Below are 17,271 nucleotides of genomic sequence, written 5' to 3' on the forward strand. Positions count from 1 at the left end.
TCCCGTAACCATGTCGTTGACGCCTTAATCACTGAAATCCTCTTAATTTGTCGGGGTTTGCAAGAAGCTTTAAGGTTTTAGCGCTGAAATTTTCCCGCCAGTCCATGCGAAGCGCTCAAAGTAGACCGCGGGGTCCAGCAGTTGATATGGAAAGTAGAGCCCCGCGCGAACCGCCGGTTTGCCGTCGAGACCAATGAGCCTTTCGAGGAGTAGCGCAATCCCGAGCCCTGTCAGCGGCATCTGCCCTTCGGGATGAATCACCGCGTGGCGTGAGCGTAGCGGCTGCGCTGCCTGATCCTCGCCCTCAAGTTCGATGATGATCTCGGTCGACATCGGCTCGCCACGGCGGCGGCTCGAGCTGACACCAATGGCCAGGTTGAATTCGACGTTGGATGCACCGGTCACGGTGGCGAGGCCGAACACATCGTGAGGCGATAGCCCGGTCGCTTGCAGCATCGTCCCATCGGCTGCGCGGAAGCTGGTCTCGAGAGCGTCGCCGCTGCGCCAGACCCAGGCACCGTTGCGACGTACCTGGACGGCGGGAAGGGCCTGCGTCTGACGTTCCAGGTCGTCGTAGGAAGCTGGACCGCCTTCGTCCTGCTCGTCCAGCAAGGCGCCGATGCGAAGCGTGTCGATGCGATGGAATGTCTTGGCGAACTCGAGCGCGGGAATCGTCGTCGCTCCCACCAGCCATTCGGTGCCAAGCACCACTGCGGACGCGTTTGGTCGGTGCATATGGGCGGCGATTTCGGGGCCAACCTCGGTCATGGCGGGGGATACGCTGAGATAGGGCACGCCCCGACGTTGCGCGAATTGAAGCGCGGCAGTAGTGGTGTCGGTGAAAAAAATCGCGATGGCGCTGACCGGGCGTTCGCCGAGGTCGAGATCTTGTGCGGTGAGGTCCACCGCCACGCCTTCGGCGTTGCCGATACCGGCGGCCGCTTGCTGGGCTCTGGCGAGATCGCGTCCGCCGATCAGCAGAGGAAGTTCCGGATACATTTCACGTAGAAAACGTGCCGCCTGGCGGCCGACGATACCGGCGCCTCCAATGAGCAGGATGGGGTCGAGTGTCATGCTTGTTTCTCCAGATCGAGAGTTAACCTACTAAAGGTAGGTTTTTGAACCATAACTTACTCGTGGTAGGTTTTCAATTTGCCGGAGAGCCTGGAAGAGTTGGAAGAGAGAGGAGAGAACGTGAAGCGCAACGCAGACGAGACAGGAGAGAAAGCGAGAATCCGGCGGCTCACCGGGCCCGAGAGGCGGCGTCAATTACTCGATACGGCGTTGCAGATCGTGCGGGAAGAGGGCGCGGATCGACTGACGTTGGGCTATCTGGCAGCGTGTGCTGGCGTCTCCAAGCCGGTCGCTTACGATCATTTCGGAACGCGCTCGCAACTTCTGATCGCGCTATACAGGCTGATCGATCGCCAGCAATCGGAGGCGCTTCGCGAAACGCTGACGACCGAGGGCCGTAGCTTCGAGGAAATCGCGTCACTGCTCGCGGCCGCCCACGTGCACTGTCATGCCGACACCAGTGGCGAATGGCATGCCATTGGCGCCGCGCTGACGGGAAGCGAAGAGAAGGAGGCGGTCTATCAGGAATTGCTCGATGGCTACATCCAGCTTTTCGCGGCTGTGTTGAAGCCCTATTGTACGTTTGAGGTTACTGAACTCGAACGCCGCTGTGTCGGCTTGGTCGGTGCGGGTGACGCACTCTCGGCGGCGATGGTGCGCGGCCATTGCAGTGAAGACGAAGCGGTAAAAGCATTCGCCTCGTTGATATGTGGTGGGCTTCGGTAGACGCCTTGATGCCGCATCGCAAACCTCACCTCCCCACCAAGATCTGCCCGGTGTGCCAGCGCCCCTTTGCCTGGCGCAAGAAGTGGGCGCGGGACTGGGAGAATGTCGTCTACTGCTCGGCGCGGTGTCGCCGCGAGAAGAAGGGGTGATGCGAGCCACTCGGTTGGCGCGCCGATGCAGTATGGCGTTACTTCATTATGAACAGGCGAGGCGTTCATCCCTCCCCGGCGTATCCGTCCTCGGGCATCTCGTGCTCGTCTTCAGGCGTTGTGGATGCCTCGTTGGGTGGTGCCGACTCGCCCTCTGACGCGTTGCTTTCTGCGGGCTGTGCGTTCGCATCATCTCGCGTCACTCGCCAGATCGCATTGGTCATGTCGTCGGCGATGATCACCGAGCCATCCGGGCTGACGGTGACGCCGACGGGGCGGCCACGTGTCTTGCCGTTATCGGTCAGAAAGCCGGAGACGAAATCGACGGGGTCGCCAGCAGGCTGCCCATCCTCGAATGGGATGAAGACGACCTGATAGCCAACGGGGTCGGCGCGGTTCCAACTGCCGTGTTCGCCGACGAAGGCGCCGTTGGCGAACTGCTCGCCCACTGCCGCGTTGGAGAAGTCGACGCCCAGCGGGGCCCGGTGGGAGCCGAGGCTGTAGTCGGGGGAGATTGCCGACTCCACCAGCTCTGGATTCTCCGGCTTCACACGCGGGTCGACGTGTTGCCCCCAGTAGCTGTAGGGCCAGCCGTAGAAGCCGCCGTCCTGAATGGACGTCAAATAGTCCGGCACCAGATGCGGCCCAAGTTCGTCGCGCTCGTTGGCGACGGCCCAGAGGTCATCCGTGCCCGGCTGAATCGTCAGTGCAGTCGGGTTGCGCACGCCGGTGGCATAGGCGCTGTGTGCGCCGGTTTCTGGGTCGATCTCCCAGATTTCCGCGCGGTCGACTTCCGCCGCCATGCCGCGCTCGGTGATGTTGCTGTTGGAACCGATGCCGACGTAGAGAGATTCGCCGTCCGCGCTGGCGGTCAGTGATTTGGTCCAGTGGTGATTGATCTTCGAGGGCAGCGGTGTGATCACCTCCGGTGGGCCGCTGGCTTCGGTCTGACCTTCTTGATAGTCGAAGCGAACGAGCGCGTCTTGATTGGCCACGTAGAGATCGTCGTCCACCAGGGCGAGGCCGTAGGGCGCGTTGAGGTTTTCGGCGAAGACGCTTTGTTCTTCGTAGGTGCCGTCACCGTCTTCATCGCGCAGTAGCGTCAGGCGATCGCCGCCGGAAACCGAGGTGGTACCTTGCGACTGGATCAAGCCAGCGATGAAATCTTTCGGTCGCGATTTGGGCGCGTTACCGCCGCCTTTGCCTTCCGCCACCAGAATGTCGCCATTTGGCAGCACCAGCGTCTGGCGTGGAACTTTTAGATCGGTGGCGATGGCAGTGATCGTGTAGCCATCGGGCACCGTGGGTTTCATGTCGCCCCACTGTGCCTGCTCGGGCACCGTCATGTTGGGCAGAAGGCCTCGCTGTGGCTCGGGAAGCTCCGGGTTAGGGCCGTACTGCTGGCCCGAATCGGCGGCGTAGGCGCCACCGGCGAGCAGCAGGATCGAGAGCGGTGCGGCATAACGCATGCCAGCGTACTTGTGTGCGAACTTCATGACTGACCTCCGCTCTTGCGGCTGGTGAACCCGAGCCAGATAGCGACGAAGGAGAGCACGGCAATGATGACGGAGAGCATCAAGCCCGTCGGCATCATCGCCCAGGCATCCCTGGCGTGAACCAGCGTATTGACGAAGGCAAGGATCCAGGTCACCAGCAATAGCAGAAAGTATAGGATGGCAAGGCCGCGACTGTTGGCGGGGCGGAATACCCCAATCAGTGCGCAGATCAGCGCCAGGCCGCAGAACACCAGGCCACCGGCGATCAGCCAGGAGGCGAAGTGACTCCACTGGATTTGGTAAGTGTTGGAATAGGCGTAGTCGCTCAACGCGGCGCCCAGGAAGAGAGGGAAGGCGCCCGCAAGCAACATTCCATGAAGTGGGTTCGGCCCGAAGCGGACCGGTCGTTCGGCGGTGGCAATCACGGCAAACTCCTTTTGCGGATCAATGGAAGGCAACTCGTCGGCACGGCTGGGCTAATGACGGGCGTAAGATGTCTTCGGCTGCAGTGTAGTCTGCTCATTCAGGCCCCATCAAAATAGACGTTCCGTCGGTTCTCCTTGCTCGCCCATGACACGCTGGTTCAATCCCGAAACGGGACGCCGGACAATGAAGACTGGACGCGGCATTTGCCGGTGGGCTGTACTGCAAGCAACCACGAACTTGGTGGCTTTTTATGGATCAAGGCTCGGCTGGGTCGGGATCGAGCCAGTGCAGGTGGAATGCATGGATGGCTCACTGAATCGGTAAGGGACGTATGAAGAAACATGGCGTATGGCGACTGTGGCTGGTGGCTGCAGTAGCTTTCATCTTTTCCAGCCTATGTATGGCGCAAACGCCGGACGACGAAAGCGGTGATACGCGCTGGTTCTCCGTCGATTCGCTAAACGCGGGGCTGGGCGAGGTTCCCAAGGCGGTCAAACGCATGACGCCACGGGAGGCGATTCGTAGCTTTTTGACACTGACCGAGAATGAGGACTTCGCGGCGGCTGCGCATATCCTCGATCTCTCCGAGCTGACCCCGACGGAGCAGCGAGAACGAGGGGGCCAGTTGGCCAGGCAACTGGCCGAGGTTCTCAAACGTGGCGAATGGATTAATATTTCCGGCCTCCCTGGGCGCCAGGATGCCGCCATCGAGGATTCCACGGGCCAGCATCCTCAGGCAGGAGAGCCTCGACGGAATCTCAAACTGGCATCGCTCACGGCCCAGGGTGAAACCTATGACATCCGTCTGGGCCGATATCGAGTAGGCGATGAGGCGCCAGTCTGGTTAATCATGCCGGATAGTGTGTCGTCGGTGCCGCTGCTTTACGAGGAATACGGCCCCTTGATGTTTGAGGCTTATATCCCCGAGCGCTTCAAGGCCTCGTTTGGGGTGCTCAGAATCTGGGAGTGGATCGCCATTCCGGTTTTTCTGTTGCTGGTGGGTCTGATGGGGCGGTGGGTCCATCATCTGGTCGGGGTGACAACACGCTGGTTGCCTTCCGGCGCGCCAAGCATCTTCGCCGGTCGAATCAAGGTGCCTGTAGCACTCGTCGTCATGTCATTAGTCACCCAAGCGTTGCTCGACTATGCGGTGTCTTTCTCGGCCGTGGCGACGACGTCCTTCCGGGTGCTGTTGATCGCCATTCTGGCCTGGGGTGGCGGTACGATCGCGCTACGTCTCGTCGATACCCTCATGCTGAATATAACCCGGCATCTCATGGGGCAGATCGATGACACCAAGCCCCAGGACGCACGTAAGTTCCTGACGACACTCTACGCGTTGCGACGCATCATCATCCTGATCACGGTCACCGCTGTTTCGATCTATGTACTGAGTCAGATCCAGCTATTCGAAACGCTGGGGCTATCCCTGATGGCGTCGGCCAGTGTCTTGGCGGTGCTGGTGGGTATTGCCGGCCAGACTGTACTCGGCAATATACTTTCTTCGTTTCAGCTCTCGTTGGCCAAGCCCATACGCATCGGCGACCTGGTGGTCTTCGAAGACCAATGGTGCTATGTGGAGGGTATTTTCTATACCTACATTCGCTTGAGGGTCTGGAACGACCGGCGCTTGATCGTGCCGGTCACGTACTTCGTCTCCAGGCCCTTCGAAAACCTGTCGGTCAAGAGTACCAAGGAGTTCAGAAGCCTGGAACTGATTCTCCACTTGAGCGCTGATATTCAATGCCTCAGGGAGAAGTTTCTGGATTACGCTCAGGAAGAAGATAACGTCATCGAACACCACAAGCTTTCTTGTTACGTGACGGGGCAGACAGAGAGGGCGCAGACGGTCGTTTGCTACCTGATGACGTCGGATCCTTTCGCCGGCTGGGTCGCTGAAATGAATGTGCGGGAGAAATTGATGGCCTTCATTCGGGACAACCACCCCGAGTGGTGGCCGCGTGAGGTGACGGCTATCAGCGAACATGATGTGGCGCTCGGTGAAAGGTCGGGGCGTGCGTCTGGTCACGGCGATGGGACTTCTTGATGAAGACTCGCCACGGTGCTGAGCGCTTTGAGTGGGGTGAGGTCAGCCATGTGTGTGCCAAGTCTAGAATTACCGTTCGGTAATTCTAGTGCCATATATCGTGACTTTCAGCCCTATAATTACTGAGCGGTAATTTCGAAATAACTGGATCGTGCCGATGTGATCGCGTTCCACCGGCAGCGAAACGCGCTGCATAAAGCACGGTGATAAAGTCCAGAAATTTTGCACGCGGGGTGCTCGCTGGCTAATCCCGCAACGCCTTGGATTTCGTAGACCCCCCAAGGATCTATACTGAAGGCATCAAGGAGGTCCTGTTGAGCCGACAGAGATGCACGAAAACGTATTATCAAGCACTTAGATCAAACCTGAACACTGACGCTCGAAAATGACCGACTATACCAAGCTGGTACCTTCACTGCTTTTAGCCAGCATGAGAGAGGCGACGCCACTCGTCCAATGCATCACCAATCATGTGGCGGTGAATTTTTCGGCTAATGTGCTACTGGCGGCAGGAGCTTCCCCCGCCATGGTTCATGCGCCTGAAGAATCCGGTGAGTTTGCCGCGAATGCGGGGGCACTCACTATCAATATCGGCACGTTGTCGCCCACTTCGTTAGAGGGCATGAAAGTCGCCGCACAAAGCGCCAATCAGGCCGCTGTTCCCTGGATACTCGATCCGGTTGCGCATTTTGCGACGGCCTTCCGACGGCAGGCCGTCGCTGATCTGCTTGCATTGCGGCCGACCGTGATTCGCGGCAATGCCTCCGAGATCATATCGCTTGGCGACGGACATAGTGCTGGACAGGGCGTCGATAGCGGCGATTCGGTCGAGCGAGCCGAAGAGGGCGCCAGAGCCCTCGCAAAGGCGCAAGATGCTATCGTCGCCGTGACAGGCGCAACAGATTTTGTGACCGATGGCACGCGCGCGGTACGTATTGCCGGCGGCTCATTCTGGATGTCTAGGGTAACGGCCATGGGATGTGCATTGACTTGTGTTGTCGGTGCTTTTACTGCTGTTGCACCGGATGCACCATTCGATGCCACCGTTGCTGCCCTGACCACGTTTGCCGTTGCTGGGATCGATGCAGCAAAGGAAGTCAGCGGCCCCGGTTCTTTCATAGTGAATTTTGTCGATGCGCTTTATGCACTCGACGCCGATGGCCTCCATGTCGGGGAGGACGAAATAATTAAAGCTTTAACCTCCGCATCACACCATCGCTTTTTGTAAACAGCGAACAGCAAGCTCAGCGCAGCTGTTGAAGAAACGGCCATCGGTTGGCTAATGTATTGACCGTGCTTGACGGGGTGCCGGGCGATCCGGCTGAGAGATGCATAGCGCATCGACCCGTTGAACCTGATCCGGCGAATGCTTGCGTATGCAGGCGGGTACTGGCGTAGGGAATCAAGCGGGCTTATGACAACACATCTGCCTGTCCCTCGTGGTCTCCGGATCTTGCTTGGTAACGACCGGAGACAATCATGGGCTATAGCTTCAACGATCTAAAAAACGCGTGCGCGACTGACTGGCAGGCTTATATCCAGCACGATTTCGTGCGCCGACTAGGCGCCGGTACGCTCGAGCCGGGCGCATTTCGCTATTATCTCCAGCAGGATTACCTGTTCCTTCAGAATTTCGCGCGAGCGTATGCGCTGGCGATCTATAAAAGCCGTAATATGGCGGATTTGCGCCAAGCCTTTGACGGTCTCAAGGCCATCATCGATACCGAGCTGACGCTGCATGTCGACTATTGCCGGGAATGGGGGGTCACCGATCATGAACTGGCTCGGTTATCAGAAGATCGGGCCACCATAGCCTATACACGTTACGTGCTCGATACCGGTAATCGGGGCGATTTACTCGATATGCATGTGGCGCTTGCCCCGTGCCTGGTGGGCTACGGCGAAATCGCCAATGTTCTCAACAGCGAGCCGACAACGGTACGCGCCGCCAACCCCTACGATGCCTGGATCGCCATGTACGAAAGTCGAGAGTTCCAGAGCGCTATGCACAGCGAAATCGAATGGCTGAACGAACGGTTGTCCGGCGTGACTGAACAGCGCTTTGAAGAACTCGTGGGAGTTTTTCGAGATGCGACCCGCCTGGAGATCGACTTTTGGCAAATGGGGATCGACTGGCAATCTCGCAGTCAATAGCGAGATCGGCTCCCTTCACGACTTGCTTTGGCGATGGGGCCCCTGTGGCCAAGGATACAAGCGTCCTCGACGCTGTTGAACCAGCAAGCGTGCTCCGATCAGGGCGGCCATGACGCCGGCACTGGCCCCGACGCTCATCGCCCAGCGTGGTCCGGCGTGATCGGCCAGCCAGCCGACGATGGGGGCGCCGAGAGGGGTGCCCCCCATGGTGATCGCCATGCGCAAGGCCATTACGCGGCCACGCATCATCGGCGTCGTCGAGAGCTGAATCAGCGCATTGGAGGCGGTCATGAAGGTCAGCGCGGCCAGACCCGTCAGCATCAGGGCGGCGGCGAAGAGATATTCGTTGGGAGCGAGCGCCGCCAGACCGCAGCAGACACCGAATCCCAAAGTGGAGAAGCACAACAGCCGTATCTGCGGGCGCTCGCGCTTGGCTGCCAATAGTGCACCCGCGACCGAGCCGACGGCCAAGGATGAGGTCAGCAGGCCGTACTGCCCCGCCTCGCCATGGAAGACGCGCACCGACATGGTGGAAATATAGACCGCGAAGTTGAAGCCGAAGGTGCCGATCATGAAGAGCATCAGCAAGATGGCTTTCAACTCGGGGCGCTGCCAGACATAACGGAAGCCTTCCGTCAGTCCGCCGGCATTATGTCTTGGCCGGGTGACGGGGAGCAGTTCCTCGCGCCGTAGTAAACATAGCGACCCGAGCACGGCGGCGAAAGAAGCCGCGTTGATCATGAAAACCCAACCGCTGCCGACGGCGGCGATCAACAGCCCGGCAACGGCGGGACCGATCATCCGTGCGGCATTGAAGGAGGTCGAGTTGAGGGCCACCGCGTTGGAAAGATGCTTTTCGCCGACCAGATCGTTGACGAAGGTCTGTCGTGCGGGGGCATCGAAGGCCGTGACACAGCCAAGCCCCAGGGCGAAGGCATAGACCTGCCAAAGTGTCACCACGCCGGTGAGAGTAACCAGCCCCAGCCCTACTGCCATTAACCCAAGCAATGCCTGAGTGAGAAGGATCAGTCGGCGGCGGTCGAAATGGTCGGCGGCATAGCCGGTCAGAGGAAGCAGCAGCAACTGTGGGCCGAACTGTAAGGCGATGGTGATGCCTACGGCGCTGGCATCGTGGTCGGTGAGTACGGTCAGAACCAGCCAGTCCTGAGCGATGCGCTGCATCCAGGTGCCGATATTGGAGACCAGGGCGCCGATGGCCCACACTCGGTAATTGTAAAAACGTAGCGAGCGAAAGAGGCGGGTATCGCTCATTTCGTGCGTGGTGGTTGGTCGATGACGTAAGCGCTATAAGTCGAGTTGCAGTGCATGAACATCTCGGATCAGTTGGAAAGATCGGTTGGCGGTTTTAATCCTTTAATGGCCGTTGTACCACGGCCTGGCCTCACGCATGATTCAGACCATGGTGGAAACGCCCCGATTCGATATTCGCGAAGTTAAACCATTCACCCCCGAGTGCCTGAGCCAGCCCATGTCCGATAGTCCGCTAGCGCCTGCCGCCGCCGTACGCGAAACGCTTGAAGCAGCGCCGCGAGAGAAGTTGCCGATGACCTACCAGGACGTTGCCGACACGCTTGGCCTGCAGCCGCCGCGCACCATCCAGCGTGTCGCTCAGGCGTTGGAAGATACGATGCGCGAAGATGCCGCACAGGCCCGACCTTTCATCGCGGCGCTGGTCGTCAGCCGCCGCGCGCCTCACATGCCAGCACGCGGCTTCTTCGAGCTAGCCGTCGAACTGGGGCGTTTTCCCGCCGATAACTCCTTGCATGCTCAGGCGTGGCGGGAGGAATATCAGCGCGTGCTGGCGACGCATAAGTGAATTCCGTTGGCTTTACTTATCCAGAACTCAAGGCGTGTACGACATGACAGATCACAATCACGCACTATCACGGCGCTGGCTGGAAACCGAGACGCATCACTATTGGCTGACGCGAGAGGGCTTGAAGCTGCTCGATTTCCATCGTCAGGCACGCCTGCCGAGCGGCGGTTTTGCGCCGCTGGACGGTGATGGGCGGATTCCTGAAGGTGCCGGCGCCGATACGATGATCACCGGTCGCATGGCGCATAGCTATGGATTGGCGGCGATGCAGGGCGTGCCGGGCGCGGCGTCGCTGGCCGAGCATGCCATACGTGCCTTGAGCGGATTGCTGCGCGACGAGCAGGACGGCGGCTGGCTGGCGAGCGATCCCGCTTCGACGGAGGATCGCACCAAGCAGTGCTATTTGCATCACTTCGTCGCCCTAGGGGCCGCGACAGCGACCCAGGCGGGCATCCCCGGTGCGGCGCGGCTGCTCGATGAAGTGGTCGAGGTCATCGAGACGCGCTTCTGGTCGCCAGCGGAGCAGGCCTTCGTCGAGAGCTACACACAAGGCTGGCGTGAGCTGGCGGACTATCGTGGCGGCAACAGCAACATGCATGGCGTGGAGCTATGCCTGGCGTTGGCCGATGTGCGCGATGAGCCGCATTGGCTGGATCGGGCGCTGGCTGTCGTCGAGCGCTTGATCCATCAACACGCGGCGCCGCGCGACCATCGCATACTCGAACACTTTCATGGCGACTGGTCCGAATGGCCGACGTACAACGCCGAGCAGCCGCATCACGATTTCTACCCGTATGGCGCGACGCCGGGACATGGCTTTGAATGGTCGCGGCTGATGCTGCACCTGGAGGCGGCGCTTCAAGCACGTGACTGTGAGGCGCCTGCCTGGTTGTTCGTGGACGCCGCCGCACTGTTCGAGGCAAGCCTACGTGATGGCTGGGCCAGCGACGGCGCGCCCGGGTTGGTGTACACCGTGGATTGGCAGGGCCAGCCCAGTTCCCGGCGGCGGCGCCACTGGACACATGCCGAAGCGCTGGCAGCTGCCGGTGCGTTGCTGCAGCGCACCGGCGAGGCGCACTACGAGCACTGGTATCGCCATGTGTGGGACTTCATCGACACGACTTTCATCGATCGGGCGCGTGGCGGCTGGTACCAGGAACTGGATCATCGCCTCGCCATCGACCCGGAGCAGGGCGACGTCAAACCCGACCTTTATCACGCCTATCAAGCCACCTTGCTGCCGCGTCTACCGCTGGCGCCCGCGTTGGCCGTGGCGGTCGAGCGCTTGTAAAAGCGTCTTGTGCTTTTGGCCGGCTAGCACATGCGTGCGCCTGCCGGCTTGAACCACTCGTCTCGCGTCCCAAGGATTATCAGACTACCTTTTCAGGCGACTGGATACGTCCCGCCGCTTGGTGAGGCGTGATCCGACGCACAGACCAGGAGGCTTCATGAGCCAAGAAACCGAGTACACCCCACCCCGTGTGTGGACCTGGAAGAGCGAAAGCGGCGGCAAGTTCGCCAGCATCAACCGCCCGATCGCGGGGTCGACCCACGAGAAAGAGCTGCCGGTGGGCGAGCATCCGTTCCAGCTTTACTCGCTGGCCACGCCCAATGGCGTCAAGGCGGGGATCATGTTCGAGGAGCTGCTGGCGCTGGGCCATCAGGGTGCCGAATACGATGCATGGTTGATCAACATCGGGGAGGGTGATCAGTTCGGTAGCGGCTTCGTCGAGGCCAACCCCAATTCGAAGATTCCGGCGCTAATGGACCACAGCAGCGACACGCCGATACGTGTGTTCGAATCCGGCTCGATCCTGCTGTATCTCGCCGAAAAGTTCGGAGAGTTCCTGCCCAAGGAGCATGTGGCGCGCACCGAGGCGCTCAACTGGCTATTTTGGCAGATGGGCAGTGCGCCATTTCTGGGCGGCGGCTTCGGGCATTTCTACAGCTATGCGCCGGTCAAGCTCGAGTACGCCATTGACCGCTATGCGATGGAGGCCAAGCGTCAGCTCGATGTGTTGAATCGTCACCTGGCGGAGAACCGCTATCTGGCGGGCGACGCGTACAGCATCGCCGATATCGCCACTTGGGCATGGTATGGGCAGTTGGTGCTGGGGCGTCTCTACGATGCTGCCGAGTTCCTACAAGTGCAGGAATACACCCATGTAGTGCGCTGGGCCGAGGAAATCGACGCGCGCCCCGCAGTGCTGCGTGGGCGGATGGTCAATCGCACCTTCGGGGAGCCGGAACTCCAGCTCCACGAGCGCCACGATGTTCGTGATTTCGAGACTCGGACCGAGGACAAGCGTTAAGCTCTGCCTGACAAGTGTCTGCGCTCAGCCATACGGCGTTAAAAATTTGGCTCGGGCGCGAGTCCGATCAAAATACTCATTTACACCTCGTAAACTCGCGTGCGAGCCCAGTCCGTTTTTTCGCCAATTTTTGCCTTGTCTGGCTATCGCTCGCCGACTTTTCAGAAGAGCTTAGGCATAACGCTCGCGTCGTTAACGAGCGCTACTTCTCTAGCAGTTCCGCAACCGAGTTGAGTACTTCGCGGGGGCGGAAGGGGTAGCGTTCGATTTCCTCCTGCGTGGCGATGCCGCTCATCACCAGCACCGTGTGCAGGCCGGCCTCGATGCCGGCGATGACGTCGGTATCCATGCGGTCGCCGATCATGCCGGTACGCTCGGAATGCGTGCCGAGTTTGTTCATGGCTGAGCGAAACATCATAGGGTTGGGTTTGCCGACGTAGTAAGGCTCGCGCTTGGTAGCGGCGGTGATCAAGGCTGCAATCGCCCCGGTGGCGGGCAACGGCCCTTCGGGGCTGGGGCCGGTGACATCGGGGTTGGTGGCGATAAAACGCGCGCCGCCGTTGATCAGACGGATCGCGCGGGTAATCGCTTCGAACGAATAGCTGCGCGTTTCGCCGAGTACCACGAAGTCGGGCGCGATATCGGTCATCACGAAGCCCGCTTCATGAAGGGCCGTGGTCAGGCCGGCTTCGCCGATCACGAAAGCTGAGCCGCCGGGTGCCTGGTCGCGCAGGAAGGCTGCAGTCGCCAGGGCGGATGTCCACAGCCGGTCTTCGGGGACATCGATACCCAGGCGCGTCAGCCGGGCGCTGAGATCGCGCGGCGTGTAGATGGAGTTATTGGTGAGCACGAGAAAAGGCGTGCCGTTGGCGCGCCATTGATCGATCAGCTCGACCGCACCGGGCAGGGCCCGGTCTTCGCCGATCAGTACGCCATCCATGTCCGTTAACCAGCAGTCGATCGCGCGTTCGCTCATCGCTTTTGTGTCCTGTTGCTGAATCGATGCGACCAGCATAATGGTAATGTAGCGCCGCCGCAGCCTTCGCATCGGGCATTTTGCCTGGCACGAGGCGAAAATACGGTGTCGACCAAACGAGAAGGAGAGGAAGCGGTGAAAGCATTGTGGCAGGCCTATACGAAGAGCTCGTTGATCCTGCGGGTCACGATTGCGCTGGTGCTCGGCGTCATCGTGGGTCTGGTCGGCGGCCAGGATGTCGCGGATTGGCTGGCGCCTCTGGGGGATTTGTTACTGCGGCTGTTGAAGTTTCTGATCGTGCCCATCGTGTTGTTCACGCTGATGGTGGGCATCAATCAAGGCAGCGCCGGCAGTATGGGCCGTGTCGGGCGCAAGGTGTTCGTCTACTATGTCGGCACTTCGGCGCTGGCGATTGCCGTGGGGCTGACGGTAGCCTCGCTTTTTTCCCCGGGCAGCGGGATGACGCTGGATAGTAGCGCCGAGGTCTCGGTGCCGGAAAATCCCGGTATCGCTCAGGTGCTGCTTGGTGTGGTGCCGGATAACATCATCGGAGCATTCGCCGAGTTGAACCTGCTGGGGATCATCTTTACCGCCATCGTCTTCGGTATCGCCCTGTTGAAGCTGCGCACGTCGGAGTCGCACGGAGCGCTGGCCGAGCAACTCTACCGTGTGATCGAGGCGCTCAACGAGCTTACGCTCAAGGTGATGTCGGGCGTGCTGCATTATGTGCCGATCGGCGTGTTCGCCATCGTTGCCGGTACGGTGGCCGAGCAAGGGATGGAGACATTGCTGTCGCTGGGCGACATGGTACTGGTGCTTTATATCGCGCTGGGCGTGCATCTGCTGCTCTATTGCGTCTTGATGGGGGCCTTTGGCGTCAAGCTGCGGCGGTTTTTCCGTGAGGCGCGCACGCCGATGGCGACCGCCTTCGCGACCCAGAGTAGTGCCGGCACGTTGCCCCTGACACTGGACGCCGCGCGGCGCATGGGGCTGTCACGGAGCACCTACGGCTTCAGCCTGCCGTTGGGAGCGACCATCAACATGGATGGCGCGGCGATTCGCATCGCGATTTCTGCGGTGTTCGCGGCCAACGTGATCGGCGCGCCGCTGGATTTTTCCAGCATGCTGGAAATCGTGCTGATTGGCACGCTGGTGTCCATCGGTACAGCGGGTGTACCGGGCGCAGGCATCATCATGATCGCCACGGTGTTCGCACAGGTGGGCCTACCCATCGAGACGGTGGCGTTGCTGACCGCCATCGATGCCTTGGTGGGCATGGGTTGTACGGCGCTCAATGTGACCGGCGACATGGTCGGCGCTTCGATCATCGCTCGCAGCGAAGAAGACGAACAGCGCGACGCATGCGTCGATGCGTCGCGCTCGTGAAAGCGCGTGGCGATGGCATTGCCCGCTATGCTGGGCACCTGAATGCCCCCGCCGCGCCTGACCGGATGGTACGCGCCGGCGCACCCTGTCACGGGAGATGTCATGCAGTGTGAAGCACAACCCGACGCGGCGGATCGGCATACCGATCCCGAGACACACGACGTGGCCGTCGTCGGTGGCGGGGCCAGTGGCTTGACGGCCGCACGCGCGGCAGCCCGGCGTGGGCTGCGCGTGGCCTTGCTGGAACGCACGCCGCAAGTCGGCGGTAATCTGCGCACCCACCGCGATGGTGATTGGCAGATTGAGCAGGGGCCTAACACCCTGGTGATGAAACCGCCGCTGCATGCGTTGCTCGATGAGCTCGGCCTGCTCGACGAGGCGCAGCCCGCTAACCCGAGCGCGCGGCGACGTTACATTGCCTATCGGGGAGCACCGGTGGCGCTTCCATCCCATTGGCTCAAGGCGCCGGTCAATTCGCTGATCGGCCCGCGTGGAGTGGGTGCGTTGCTGTGCGAACCGTTCCAACGGCGTGCGCCGCAGGTTGAGGAAAGCCTGGCCGATTTCGTCACGCGGCGCCTGGGACGCCGTGCGCTCGATCACCTGGTCGATCCGTTCGTGTCCGGCGTCTACGCCGGCGATCCCGAGCGGCTCTCGGCGCAGGCGGCGATGCCTCGATTGGTGGCATTGGAGCGCGAGTATGGCTCGCTGGTTCGCGGGGGACTGGTACGATTGCGTCAGGCACGGCGCGCGCCGCCTTCCTTGCCGCGTGAGTGGCGTGGCCAGTTGGTAAGCTTTCCGGGTGGTCTGCAGCGCCTCGCCGAGCGTCTGGCCGAGGACATCACCGCGCAGCCCGACGCGTCGATCCACTGCGAGTGCGAGGTGAGCGCCGTGTATCGCGAGGGTGAATACTGGCGTGTGAAGACGGCATCGGGGCAGGATTTTCGTGCGCGAGAGCTGGTGTTGGCAGTGCCGGCGCCTACGGCTGGCGCGCTACTGGCACCGCTCGATCCGGACTTGGCCGCGCCTCTCGAGGCGATCGCTTATCCGCCGGTCAACGCCGTGTCGGTAGGCTTTCGTCGTGCCGATATCGCTCATCCACTGGATGGTTTCGGCATGCTGATTCCTGGTGTCGAGCATCGCCAGACCCTGGGCGCACTATTTTCCTCGACGCTTTTTCCCGGGCGCGCGCCTTCCGAGCATGTATTGCTCACCGCGTTTCTCGGTGGCCGTCGCCAGCCCGAGGCTGCCACCAGCGATGACGATGCCCAGGTGGCGCAGGTCGTCGACGATCTCCGTGATCTGCTGGGGATTAGCGGCGACCCTGTATGGCAGAGCGTGAGTCGCTGGCCGCAGGCGATTCCGCAATATGAACTGGGGCATCTAGAACGTATCGCCGCCCTCGAGACAGCACTCGAGCGTCATTCGGGGCTCTCGCTGATGGGCAACTGGCGCGATGGTATCGCGGTGGGGGATTGCCTGGAGAACGGACGATGCCTCGGCGAGCGGATCGCCGAGACGTTGGGTGGGGTTTAAACGCGGATAGTTACAGCCGGACGAGCATCTTGCCGGTGTTGCCGCCTTCGAAGAGCTTGAGGAAGGCGTCGGGCGTGCGTTCGAGGCCTTCTTCGATGGTTTCCCGGTAGTCGATCTCGCCACGCGTGACGAGTGGGCCGATCTCTTGCAGAAACTCGGGGTAGTGTTCCCAATTTTCGGCGTCGAGGATGATGAAGCCTTCCATCCGCGCGCGGCGGATCAGTACTCGGGACATGTTGCTGGGGCCGGGCGTGGGTGTCTCTGCGTTATAGGTGTCGATCAAGCCACATACTGCGATGCGCGCGCCGACGCGAATGTTGTCGAGCGCGGCTTCGAGACAATCGCCGCCGACGTTTTCATAGTAGACATCGAACCCATCGGGGCTGGCGGCCTTGAGATCGGCGCTGAGCTGTTGCGCATCTTTACCGCGATAGCTGACCGCGCTCACGCCGAGCGATTCCAGCCACTCGAGTTTTTCCGGCGCGCCGGCGATTCCCACGACATGGCAGCCCTTGGCCTTGGCCAACTGCACGGCCAGCGAACCGACGGCACCGCTCGCCGCGCTAACCAGTACGCGCTCGCCTTCCTTGAGCTGGGCAATGCGGTTGAGCCCGGTCCAGGCGGTCATGCCTGGCATGCCGAGCACGCCGAGGAAGGTCTGCGGTGGCACGTCGAGATCGGGCAATGCCTGCAGGCTGTCGCCGGAAAGCTGCGCGATATCACGCCAGCCGCCCATATGGACGACACGGTCGCCGGGGGCGAAGCGTTCGTCGCGCGATTCGAGTATCTCGCCGATGGCGGCGCCTTCAAGCGGTTCGCCCAAGGTGAAGGGCGGGACATAGGTCGTGACGCCGTCCATTCGCCCGCGCATGTAGGGGTCGACCGACAGCCAAAGGTTTTGCACGCGAACCTCGCCTGCTGCCAAGTCGGGGAGCGTCTGCGACTCCAGCGCGAAAAACTCTTTGGATGGTAGGCCCTGAGGATGGGAATGAATGGTGAAGTAACGTGATTCCATGATGTCTCCCGCGGTAATGACAGGCATGTGTAATGCTGCACACTTGGATGAGTGTGCATGTATTCATGAAATGGGCATGAAGAGGACCCGACGCAAGGGGCATTTCATGGCAGCGTTTTGATAGGCTGTCACTGATGTCT

The 17,271-nt window shown here is 60.8% G+C and carries 16 protein-coding genes and 1 riboswitch; of the genes, 10 read left to right on the plus strand and 6 right to left on the minus strand.

Features of this window, described 5'->3' with window-relative positions:
- Positions 1–69: 69 nt before the first annotated feature.
- Entirely contained in the window at positions 70–1,074 is a 1,005-nt protein-coding gene (locus tag OP496_RS07465) for an NAD(P)-dependent oxidoreductase (protein WP_280562910.1), read from the minus strand.
- A gap of 120 nt (positions 1,075–1,194) precedes the next feature.
- Here OP496_RS07465 and OP496_RS07470 point away from each other — a divergent pair, with 120 nt between their 5' ends.
- Positions 1,195–1,800, plus strand: a complete 606-nt coding sequence (locus OP496_RS07470; RefSeq protein ID WP_280562911.1) for a TetR/AcrR family transcriptional regulator — start codon at positions 1,195–1,197, stop codon at positions 1,798–1,800.
- An 8-nt stretch (positions 1,801–1,808) separates the two neighbouring features.
- On the plus strand, positions 1,809–1,949 hold the full coding sequence (locus OP496_RS07475; protein WP_280562912.1) for a DUF2256 domain-containing protein: 141 nt from the start codon (positions 1,809–1,811) through the stop codon (positions 1,947–1,949).
- Between the two features lie 65 nt (positions 1,950–2,014).
- On the opposite strand, the gene OP496_RS07480 is transcribed toward OP496_RS07475, so the two are convergent.
- Both OP496_RS07480 and OP496_RS07485 read right to left on the minus strand, forming a co-directional pair.
- The gene (locus OP496_RS07480; protein ID WP_280562913.1) at positions 2,015–3,445 is read right to left on the minus strand and encodes a sorbosone dehydrogenase family protein; all 1,431 of its coding nucleotides are present in this window, start codon (positions 3,443–3,445) and stop codon (positions 2,015–2,017) included.
- The gene (locus OP496_RS07485; RefSeq protein ID WP_280562914.1) at positions 3,442–3,870 is read right to left on the minus strand and encodes a DUF2231 domain-containing protein; all 429 of its coding nucleotides are present in this window, start codon (positions 3,868–3,870) and stop codon (positions 3,442–3,444) included. The genes OP496_RS07480 and OP496_RS07485 overlap by 4 nt, the downstream gene beginning before the upstream one ends.
- A 332-nt stretch (positions 3,871–4,202) precedes the next feature.
- Between OP496_RS07485 and OP496_RS07490 the strand changes: the two genes are divergently transcribed.
- From OP496_RS07490 to tenA, 3 genes are all read left to right on the plus strand, one after another.
- A complete protein-coding gene (locus OP496_RS07490; RefSeq protein WP_280562915.1) occupies positions 4,203–5,918 on the plus strand; it encodes a mechanosensitive ion channel domain-containing protein in 1,716 nt (571 codons plus the stop codon).
- A 385-nt stretch (positions 5,919–6,303) separates the two neighbouring features.
- The gene (gene thiM, locus OP496_RS07495) at positions 6,304–7,146 is read left to right on the plus strand and encodes a hydroxyethylthiazole kinase (protein ID WP_280562916.1); all 843 of its coding nucleotides are present in this window, start codon (positions 6,304–6,306) and stop codon (positions 7,144–7,146) included.
- A 63-nt stretch (positions 7,147–7,209) separates the two neighbouring features.
- Positions 7,210–7,317: riboswitch (TPP riboswitch) on the plus strand.
- Positions 7,318–7,397: 80 nt separating this feature from the next.
- Complete coding sequence (tenA, locus tag OP496_RS07500) at positions 7,398–8,072, plus strand: thiaminase II (protein ID WP_280562917.1); 675 nt, start codon at positions 7,398–7,400, stop codon at positions 8,070–8,072.
- Positions 8,073–8,087: 15 nt separating this feature from the next.
- Here tenA and OP496_RS07505 read toward each other — a convergent pair whose 3' ends face one another.
- Entirely contained in the window at positions 8,088–9,344 is a 1,257-nt protein-coding gene (locus tag OP496_RS07505) for an MFS transporter (protein WP_280562918.1), read from the minus strand.
- A gap of 217 nt (positions 9,345–9,561) precedes the next feature.
- Between OP496_RS07505 and OP496_RS07510 the strand changes: the two genes are divergently transcribed.
- The 3 genes from OP496_RS07510 to yghU all read left to right on the plus strand — a co-directional run bounded on the left by OP496_RS07510 (position 9,562) and on the right by yghU (position 12,221).
- A complete protein-coding gene (locus OP496_RS07510; protein ID WP_280563131.1) occupies positions 9,562–9,909 on the plus strand; it encodes a hypothetical protein in 348 nt (115 codons plus the stop codon).
- A 43-nt stretch (positions 9,910–9,952) separates the two neighbouring features.
- Positions 9,953–11,200, plus strand: coding sequence for an AGE family epimerase/isomerase (locus OP496_RS07515; RefSeq protein ID WP_280562919.1), 1,248 nt, complete (start codon positions 9,953–9,955; stop codon positions 11,198–11,200).
- A 157-nt stretch (positions 11,201–11,357) separates the two neighbouring features.
- On the plus strand, positions 11,358–12,221 hold the full coding sequence (yghU, locus tag OP496_RS07520) for a glutathione-dependent disulfide-bond oxidoreductase (RefSeq protein WP_280562920.1): 864 nt from the start codon (positions 11,358–11,360) through the stop codon (positions 12,219–12,221).
- Between the two features lie 202 nt (positions 12,222–12,423).
- On the opposite strand, the gene OP496_RS07525 is transcribed toward yghU, so the two are convergent.
- A complete protein-coding gene (locus OP496_RS07525; protein WP_280562921.1) occupies positions 12,424–13,197 on the minus strand; it encodes an HAD-IIA family hydrolase in 774 nt (257 codons plus the stop codon).
- Between the two features lie 135 nt (positions 13,198–13,332).
- Between OP496_RS07525 and OP496_RS07530 the strand changes: the two genes are divergently transcribed.
- Positions 13,333–14,583 (plus strand): dicarboxylate/amino acid:cation symporter, encoded by a 1,251-nt coding sequence (locus OP496_RS07530; RefSeq protein ID WP_280563132.1) that lies wholly within the window; start codon positions 13,333–13,335, stop codon positions 14,581–14,583.
- Between the two features lie 102 nt (positions 14,584–14,685).
- Positions 14,686–16,116, plus strand: coding sequence for a protoporphyrinogen oxidase (gene hemG, locus OP496_RS07535; RefSeq protein WP_280562922.1), 1,431 nt, complete (start codon positions 14,686–14,688; stop codon positions 16,114–16,116).
- 10 nt (positions 16,117–16,126) lie between these two features.
- Here hemG and OP496_RS07540 read toward each other — a convergent pair whose 3' ends face one another.
- Positions 16,127–17,131, minus strand: a complete 1,005-nt coding sequence (locus OP496_RS07540) for an NADP-dependent oxidoreductase (RefSeq protein WP_280562923.1) — start codon at positions 17,129–17,131, stop codon at positions 16,127–16,129.
- Positions 17,132–17,271 lie beyond the last annotated feature (140 nt).

The organism is Chromohalobacter sp. 48-RD10, from assembly GCF_029889785.1.
GTDB lineage: Bacteria > Pseudomonadota > Gammaproteobacteria > Pseudomonadales > Halomonadaceae > Chromohalobacter.

What these genes read in the sequence shown, in the direction of transcription:
- OP496_RS07465 (WP_280562910.1), bottom strand. Translation starts at nt 1,074, where the DNA reads ATGACACTCGACCCCATCCTGCTCATTGGAGGCGCCGGTATCGTCGGC.
- OP496_RS07475 (WP_280562912.1), top strand. Translation starts at nt 1,809, where the DNA reads ATGCCGCATCGCAAACCTCACCTCCCCACCAAGATCTGCCCGGTGTGC.
- OP496_RS07480 (WP_280562913.1), bottom strand. Translation starts at nt 3,445, where the DNA reads ATGAAGTTCGCACACAAGTACGCTGGCATGCGTTATGCCGCACCGCTC.
- OP496_RS07490 (WP_280562915.1), top strand. Translation starts at nt 4,203, where the DNA reads ATGAAGAAACATGGCGTATGGCGACTGTGGCTGGTGGCTGCAGTAGCT.
- thiM (WP_280562916.1), top strand. Translation starts at nt 6,304, where the DNA reads ATGACCGACTATACCAAGCTGGTACCTTCACTGCTTTTAGCCAGCATG.
- tenA (WP_280562917.1), top strand. Translation starts at nt 7,398, where the DNA reads ATGGGCTATAGCTTCAACGATCTAAAAAACGCGTGCGCGACTGACTGG.
- OP496_RS07505 (WP_280562918.1), bottom strand. Translation starts at nt 9,344, where the DNA reads ATGAGCGATACCCGCCTCTTTCGCTCGCTACGTTTTTACAATTACCGA.
- OP496_RS07510 (WP_280563131.1), top strand. Translation starts at nt 9,562, where the DNA reads ATGTCCGATAGTCCGCTAGCGCCTGCCGCCGCCGTACGCGAAACGCTT.
- OP496_RS07515 (WP_280562919.1), top strand. Translation starts at nt 9,953, where the DNA reads ATGACAGATCACAATCACGCACTATCACGGCGCTGGCTGGAAACCGAG.
- yghU (WP_280562920.1), top strand. Translation starts at nt 11,358, where the DNA reads ATGAGCCAAGAAACCGAGTACACCCCACCCCGTGTGTGGACCTGGAAG.
- OP496_RS07525 (WP_280562921.1), bottom strand. Translation starts at nt 13,197, where the DNA reads ATGAGCGAACGCGCGATCGACTGCTGGTTAACGGACATGGATGGCGTA.
- hemG (WP_280562922.1), top strand. Translation starts at nt 14,686, where the DNA reads ATGCAGTGTGAAGCACAACCCGACGCGGCGGATCGGCATACCGATCCC.
- OP496_RS07540 (WP_280562923.1), bottom strand. Translation starts at nt 17,131, where the DNA reads ATGGAATCACGTTACTTCACCATTCATTCCCATCCTCAGGGCCTACCA.